We start from the raw sequence: 7348 nt of genomic DNA, 5'->3' as shown, positions 1-7348 counted from the left end.
GGCAGATTCTATTTTCCTTGAACTAAAAATGCCTGTCGAGTAGCCGTAAAAGATCAGGGCCAGAAGTAATTTGGGGTCATAGGCAGCAGTGCCAGTACCACGATACTGTGCATAAATCCTGGTAAAATCCAGCTTATCGACGATCTCAACGGTGAATCGGGCCAAATGGTCCTGTGGCAACCATTCTTCAAGATCATATGGCATAAATGTCGTTTGCCCGCGGTTAGCTCCTACAAAATGTTTCATAATCTGAAGATACAAAACTATTTCTAAACGTTCAAGTCCGACAGGCTGCTAGGTGAAATTCTCACGATAACTTCTAGCAAAAGAATATTTTATTCAGAATACGTTTTGTCAGGTGTTCCATTTTACAGAAGCAAAGAAATCATTGAATTAAGAAATAATGGTTCAACCAATAGTGATCTCCATATATCAACAGATAGATTCAATGAAATAGATAGTAAATTTGGTTCACCAAAAGAAAGTGACATATGACCTCCGTGGGTACTTTGGGTGTCGCTTACAGAGTTCGAAAGTCTGATAAGTTTTATTTTAAAGACGGGAACTTGACTTGGTTTAAGGATTTTAAAAAAATTCCAAGTTCCATTATTTATTTATGGTTAATTTCTAAAATTGGACAAGAAGAATTGCAGTCAATAAAAATTGGAAGTACACAAGAGGCACTAACTATTGAAGGACTTAAAGGCATTTCTTTTAGAATTCCACCGAAAGAAAGGATTGATTCATATCAAATAGAATTTGATAATATAATTAAAAAAATGGAATCTAACCAAGAAACAATCCAAACGCTAACCCAAACCCGCGACAATCTTTTACCAAAATTAATGTCAGGCGAAGTCAGAGTTTCAGAACTTAATACAAAAATAATTAAATGAAGCCAATCACGGAAGACAAAATTGAAACCTTTGCCATTGAAATTCTCCAATTGATCGGTTGGGAGTATATCCATGGCTTGGCTCTGGCTCCGGGTGCGGAAAGATCTGAAAGAGAAAACTTTGAGCAAATTATTTTAGTTGATCGTTTGCGTAAATCTGTTGCGGTGCTCAATCCGGGCATTCCGGCAGATGCGCAGGAGTTGGCCATTCAAAAAGTATTACGAATTTACTCGCCCGAAATGCTTCATAACAATGAAACGTTTCATCAGCTTTTGGTAGAAAAAGTTAAAATTCCCTATCAGCAAGACGGATTTGAACGTAGTTACGAAGTTGCTTTGGTGGATTTTGAAGATCGCATGAACAATGAATTTCTGTGCGTCAATCAATATATCATCATTGAAAATGGACAAAACAAACGGCCTGATCTATTACTTTTCGCAAATGGTATCCCCCTGGTTGTCATCGAATTAAAAAACGCCGCAGACCAGAACGCGACGATTCGTAAAGCATATGATCAGTTACAAACCTATAAAGCTACCATCCCAAGTTTGTTTACGTACAATGCCATTTGCGTTATTTCTGATGGAATGGCCTGTAAAGCAGGAAGTATTTCGGCAGGTTACAGTCGCTACATGAATTGGAAATCCGCCGACGGAAAAAAAGAGGCTTCCCGGTTTATTCCTCAGTTGGAAATCCTGCTGAAAGGTATGCTGAATCCGGATACACTTTTGGACCTCGTGCGTAATTTTATCGTATTTGAAAAAAACAAAAAAGAAGACCCGAAAACGGGAATAACACAGATTGAAACGGTTAAAAAGCTTGCGGCTTATCATCAGTATTATGCAGTAAACAGGGCTGTTGAATCTTCCATCATCGCATCGGGCGTGAAAGGTGATAAGCGTGGCGGCGTTGTGTGGCATACCCAGGGTTCGGGAAAAAGTTTGAGTATGGTATTTTATGCGGGCAAACTCATCACCGCACCTGAAATGCAAAACCCGACGATTTTGGTCATTACAGACCGTAATGATCTGGATGATCAATTATTTGACACCTTTGCTAATTCCAGACAACTTCTGCGGCAGGAGCCCGTTCAGGCGAAAGACCGTGAACACTTGAAGGAGTTGTTGAAAGTTGCAAGTGGCGGAATTGTATTCGCAACCATTCAAAAATTTTTACCGGACGCTTCATCAAGTGCAGCTTATGAACTGTTGACTGATCGGCGAAATGTGGTGGTGATTGCCGATGAGGCGCATAGAACACAATACGGATTTGAGGCGTCCATTAAACAAGTAAGAGATAAAGAAACCAAAGAAATAATTGGTCAAAGAATAGCATATGGTTTCGCGAAATACATGCGGGATGCTTTGCCCAATGCAACCTATATTGGCTTTACCGGAACACCTATCGAAGGAACCGACATTAATACTCCGCAGATTTTTGGGCAGTATGTAGATGTTTACGATATTTCCCAGGCGGTTGCTGATGGTGCAACGGTTCGTATTTACTATGAAAGTCGTTTGGCAAAAGTAAGTTTGGCCGAAGAGGGCAAGCGCCTGATCGAAGAATTTGACGCAGAGCTGGATCAGGATGAAGAGATAACAAACCAGCAAAAGACGAAAGCCAAATATACTACGATGGAAGCAATTGTTGGAAATGATGATCGTATAAAAAACCTGGCGAAGGACATCATAAATCATTCAGAACAACGTCAGAAAGTATTTGATGGAAAAGGAATGATCGTGGCCATGAGCAGGAGAATTGCGGCCAATTTGTATAAGGAAATTATTTTATTGAGACCGGATTGGCATAACGACAGCATCCATCAGGGAATTATTAAAGTGGTAATGACATCTTCATCTTCTGACAAAGCAGAATTTGATAAAGAAGATCCGACAGCGTTGGTAATTCCAAAAAATATGCGGACTACTAAATCAGAAAGAAAAATACTTTCTGACAGAATGAAGGATGAAAATGATTCTTTAAAACTCGTGATTGTTTGTGACATGTGGCTTACTGGGTTTGATGCGCCCTGCCTGCATACGCTGTACATAGACAAACCAATGAAGGGGCATAACCTTATGCAGGCTATTGCAAGGGTCAACCGCGTTTTTAAAGACAAGCCAGGTGGTTTGATCGTTGACTATTTGGGAATAGCAACGGATTTAAAAAAGGCATTATCTTTTTATTCCGACGCTGGCGGTAAAGGTGAGCCAACTTTGGATATAGAACGGGCTGTTGAATTAATGAATGAAAAATTTGAAGTAGTTCAGCAGTTTTTTAATGAGAAAGCAAAAACTCAAAATGATATAATAGCCGAAGAACCAGAGGCTTATTATGCAAACAGTTTCAGATTTAATTATCGTAGATTTTTTAAAGTCGAGTCCGGCGAGAAACTATCAATCCTTCTTCAGTCAGAAGAACATATCCTTGGATTACATGATGGCAAAAGTCGTTTTATAAGGGAAGTTTCTTTATTAAGCCAGGCATTTGCATTATCCATTCCACAAGAAAGAGCAATGGAAATTAAAGAGGACATTGCATTTTTCCAGGCTGTAAAAGCACGGTTGATCAAATTTGAAGGAGCAGGAACAGGAAAATCAGATATTGAAATTGAAACGGCTATCAAACAAATAGTTGACGAAGCATTAAGCTCGGATCGTGTTATAGATATTTTTGAAGCAGCAGGAATTGACAAGCCAGAAATCTCTGGATTAGAGGTACTTTCAGACGAATTCCTTGCAGATGTAAAAGGTATGAAGCATCAGAATTTAGCTTTCGAACTTCTGAAAAAATTATTAAATGATGAAATAAAAACACGTTCAAAAACAAATCTGGTTAAGAGCAAAAAATTATTGGAAATGTTGGAAGGCGCAATAAAACGCTATCAAAATAACTTATTGACAACTTCCGAAATTATTCAGGAATTAATCAACATTGCAAAGGAAATAAAACAATCAGACAAAGAAAATGAAAGTCTGGGATTAACAAAAGACGAAGTAGCCTTTTACAATGCGTTGGAAGTGAACGACAGCGCCGTAATGGTTTTGGGAGACGATCTGCTTAAAGAAATTGCACGAGAAATCACTGACAAAGTGAGGGCAAATGCTGCCATAGACTGGACAATCAGAGAAAGCGCGCGGGCAAAATTAATGGTAATCGTAAGCAGAACTTTAAGAAAACATGGCTATCCGCCAGACAAGCAGGCAAAGGCCATTGAAACCGTGTTGAAACAGGCAGAATTAATGGCTGTTTTTTTTACAAATTAGTACATTAAATTCCATTTGAAATATTCTTCATTTTTTAGATGAACTGTACCCTACTCCAAAACCCCCGTTCAAAAACTCAAATTCGTCCAAACCGTCAGAGACGGTAAATTATAAAAAATGCATAGTTGAAAAAACTATGCATAACAGCGTAACCACCTCACCATCCTACAACTAGCTTCTACCAAAAACGCTTATCAAAAAAATTCCTCAAAAAATTTACGTAGTCAAATAGCTACACTTATATTCGTAGCCAAATAACTACATAATGAATTTAAGACGAGACGTATTTCAAGCAATAGCAGACCCCACCAGAAGGGCCATTTTATTGTTGGTGGCTTCGCAGGCCATGACGGCGGGTGCCATAGCATCAAACTTTGATACGGCCAGACCGACCATTTCAAAACATTTGCAGATACTTACTGAGTGCGAATTGATTGCGCAAGAGCAAAATGGCAGGGAGATTTATTACCATATCAATGCTAAAAAAATGAAGGAAGTAGCAGACTTTATTGAACCTTTCCGCCAGATGTGGGATGACCGTTTTAATAAACTGGAAACCATTATGAAAAATTATAAACCCGAAAAATAAATTTTATGGAAAGAAAAACAAAAGTCGATGCAGAAGACGGCAAACAGGAATTAGTAATTACAAGGGAATTTGATCTTCCATTGGAATTACTATTTAAAGCCTACGCCGAGCCCGAAATTGTTGAGCAGTGGATGGGAACGAAAGTGCTGAAACTTGAAAATAAAAAGCACGGCAGTTACCAGTTTGAAACATCTGATGCGCAGGGAAACGTGGTATTCCGCTCCAATGGGACAATCCACGAATTTACTCCGAACCAGAAAATTACCCGGACATTTGAAATGGAAAATACGCCCGCTTCGGCCCGATTCGACGTCCAGCTCGAATTCCTGGAATTTGAAAAGCTTACCGATGAAACCAGCAAACTTGTTATGCACGTCGTGTACCGTTCAGTCGCGCTAAGGGACCAAATGCTGCGACTGCCTTTTTCCCAAGGTATCAATATGGCGCACAACCGGTTACAGGAATATTTAAACAAATTAAAATAAGCTATTATGACAAATAGAAATAAAATTTTCTACTGGATTGCCACGCTTTGGCTTTCCCTGGGAATGGTTTCAACGGGAATTGTACAGATAATAAAAATGAAGGAGGAAGCTGATATGATGGCACATTTAGGCTATCCTCTTTATTTTCTGACGATATTGGGAATCTGGAAAATACTGGGTGTTGTAGCCGTGCTTATTCCTAAATTCCCCTTGCTGAAAGAATGGGCCTATGCAGGTTTCTTTTTTGCGATGTCTGGCGCTGTATTTTCACATCTCGCCGTGGGTGATGGTGCAAAAGAATTTTTTGGCCCCGTACTATTATTGATCCTGACTGTATTATCTTGGTATTTCAAAAGGTATCGCACTGATCGGATCGCGTAGATCGGGTCGCGTAGATCGGATCGCGCAGATCGGGTCGCTAAAAACGTGACCAATATGCCAATTTAAAATACTCCATCAGACTAAAATCCGGCTATGACACTTACAGAAGCGCTTACTCAGCTTGAAAGTTTTGGCAATGAAACAATGCGCCTTCATAACGTAAAATATGGTGCCGGAGAAAATCAATTTGGTGTAAAAATGGGCGATATCCGGGCGTTGGCCAAAAAGATAAAAACGGATCATTCATTGGCTTTGGCGCTTTGGGATACCGAAAATATTGATGCCCGCTTTTTGGCCATTCTCATCATCGTTCCAAACAAGTTGTCTCATGAGGAATTAAACAGGCTGGTAAAATCTGAAAGATTCGTTCATGTTGCCGATTGGTTATATAATTACGTAATTAAAAACTACCCGGATAACGAACCGCTGCGGTATGAGTGGATGAAGTCGGCAGATGTGATGTGCGCCCGTGCCGGGTGGAGTTTGACCAGTGGATGTATCAGTAGAACTCCGGAACTAATTGATATACCCGGAGTTCTGGACAGAATTGAATCCGAGATGGCTGGTGCCGCGCCAGAGGTACAATGGACGATGAATTCTACATTGGCAAACATTGGCATTCGCTTTTCTGAATACCGGGAAAGGGCGCTGGCGATTGGCGAGACACTAGGAATTTTCAGAGATTATCCGGTTTCCAAAGGATGCACCTCTCCTTTCGCACCGATCTGGATTAATGAAATGGTACGTCGGCAGGGATAATAATTTTTCTCTTTTTGATAATAATAAAATGAATCCAAAAGCTGATTTTTATTTTGATAAAGGCAAACAATGGCAGGAAGAAATCCAACGATTACGCGCCATCGTTTTGGAATGCGGGCTGACAGAAGAATTGAAATGGGGTTGTCCCTGTTATACGTTTCATAAAAGTAATATTGTGTTAATACACGTATTTAAGGAATATTGCGCGCTGTTGTTTTTCAAAGGTGCTTTGTTGCAGGATACGCATGGTATTCTGATACAGCAAACCGAAAATGTACAGGCGGTGCGCCAGATCCGGTTCGCAAATGTAAAAGAAATTACTGAGCAGGAATCTATCTTAAAAGCCCATATTTATGAAGCCATAGAAGTAGAAAAAGCCGGGTTGAAAGTAGAGCTAAAAAAGCCGGCTGAATTCAGCGTCGCAGAAGAATTTCAAACTAAACTGGATGAAACCCCGGCCTTGAAAACCGCCTTTGAAACATTAACCCCGGGACGGCAAAGAGCTTATCTTCTTCATTTTTTCCAACCCAAACAATCAAAAAGCCGGGAAGCACGGGTAGAAAAAAGTATTCAAAAGATTTTGGATGGGAAAGGGTTGGATGATTTGTAGCAAAGAAGATCGTTTTTAAAGAAATACAAGTGTTACGGTATACCTGTTGAAAAGAATAATAAAATTTGACTATCCGGTATTAATACCAAGTGCTTTCCATTGCCGCTATCATTAGTCTATCTGAAAGTTTATCGCCAAAATATCTTCGGTTAAACTTATAACAAAACTCGTCGAGGTAGTTCTGAACATATTTGGCATTTATACAGTTATGGTGCACCCCATTTAACATTCTTTTGGCATTACTAATGGTTCGGTTCACCCACGGAAACAGCTTTGCTGCTTTCTTTTTATCGGACTCAATAACGACATTGTGTTTGGCAATTACCTCTTTTAATTTTTTGTAACCCCAATAGCCATCGGTC

General features: G+C 39.7%; 9 protein-coding genes. 7 read left to right on the top strand and 2 right to left on the bottom strand.

Annotated features, from left to right (window positions below; translation table 11 throughout):
- A partial coding sequence (locus FDK13_RS34925; protein WP_374756102.1) for a transposase occupies nucleotides 1-246 on the bottom strand: 246 nt, incomplete at its 3' end.
- A gap of 245 nt (nucleotides 247-491) precedes the next feature.
- On the opposite strand from FDK13_RS34925, the gene FDK13_RS34920 reads away from it, so the two are divergent.
- The 7 genes from FDK13_RS34920 to FDK13_RS34890 all read left to right on the top strand — a co-directional run bounded on the left by FDK13_RS34920 (nucleotide 492) and on the right by FDK13_RS34890 (nucleotide 6986).
- Nucleotides 492-896, top strand: a complete 405-nt coding sequence (locus tag FDK13_RS34920; RefSeq protein ID WP_137344637.1) for a restriction endonuclease subunit S — start codon at nucleotides 492-494, stop codon at nucleotides 894-896.
- Nucleotides 893-4162 carry a type I restriction endonuclease subunit R gene (locus FDK13_RS34915; RefSeq protein WP_137344636.1) on the top strand — a complete coding sequence of 1090 codons (3270 nt, stop codon included), beginning with the start codon at nucleotides 893-895 and terminating at the stop codon, nucleotides 4160-4162. Before FDK13_RS34920 ends, FDK13_RS34915 begins: the two co-directional genes overlap by 4 nt.
- A gap of 265 nt (nucleotides 4163-4427) precedes the next feature.
- On the top strand, nucleotides 4428-4751 hold the full coding sequence (locus FDK13_RS34910; RefSeq protein ID WP_137344635.1) for an ArsR/SmtB family transcription factor: 324 nt from the start codon (nucleotides 4428-4430) through the stop codon (nucleotides 4749-4751).
- Between the two features lie 5 nt (nucleotides 4752-4756).
- Entirely contained in the window at nucleotides 4757-5236 is a 480-nt protein-coding gene (locus FDK13_RS34905) for an SRPBCC family protein (RefSeq protein WP_137344634.1), read from the top strand.
- 6 nt (nucleotides 5237-5242) lie between these two features.
- Nucleotides 5243-5617 (top strand): DoxX family protein, encoded by a 375-nt coding sequence (locus FDK13_RS34900; protein WP_137344633.1) that lies wholly within the window; start codon nucleotides 5243-5245, stop codon nucleotides 5615-5617.
- 93 nt (nucleotides 5618-5710) lie between these two features.
- Nucleotides 5711-6376 (top strand): DNA alkylation repair protein, encoded by a 666-nt coding sequence (locus FDK13_RS34895; RefSeq protein WP_137344632.1) that lies wholly within the window; start codon nucleotides 5711-5713, stop codon nucleotides 6374-6376.
- A 28-nt stretch (nucleotides 6377-6404) separates the two neighbouring features.
- Nucleotides 6405-6986, top strand: a complete 582-nt coding sequence (locus FDK13_RS34890) for a YdeI/OmpD-associated family protein (protein ID WP_137344638.1) — start codon at nucleotides 6405-6407, stop codon at nucleotides 6984-6986.
- A gap of 79 nt (nucleotides 6987-7065) precedes the next feature.
- Here FDK13_RS34890 and FDK13_RS34885 read toward each other — a convergent pair.
- On the bottom strand, nucleotides 7066-7348 hold a 283-nt coding region (locus FDK13_RS34885), incomplete at its 5' end, for an IS1595 family transposase (protein ID WP_137344631.1).

Source organism: Dyadobacter frigoris (genome assembly GCF_005280585.1).
Taxonomy (GTDB): Bacteria; Bacteroidota; Bacteroidia; order Cytophagales; family Spirosomataceae; genus Dyadobacter; species Dyadobacter frigoris.
Note: the sequence above shows the minus strand (reverse complement) of the source record. Positions and strands in the feature narration are given on the sequence as shown.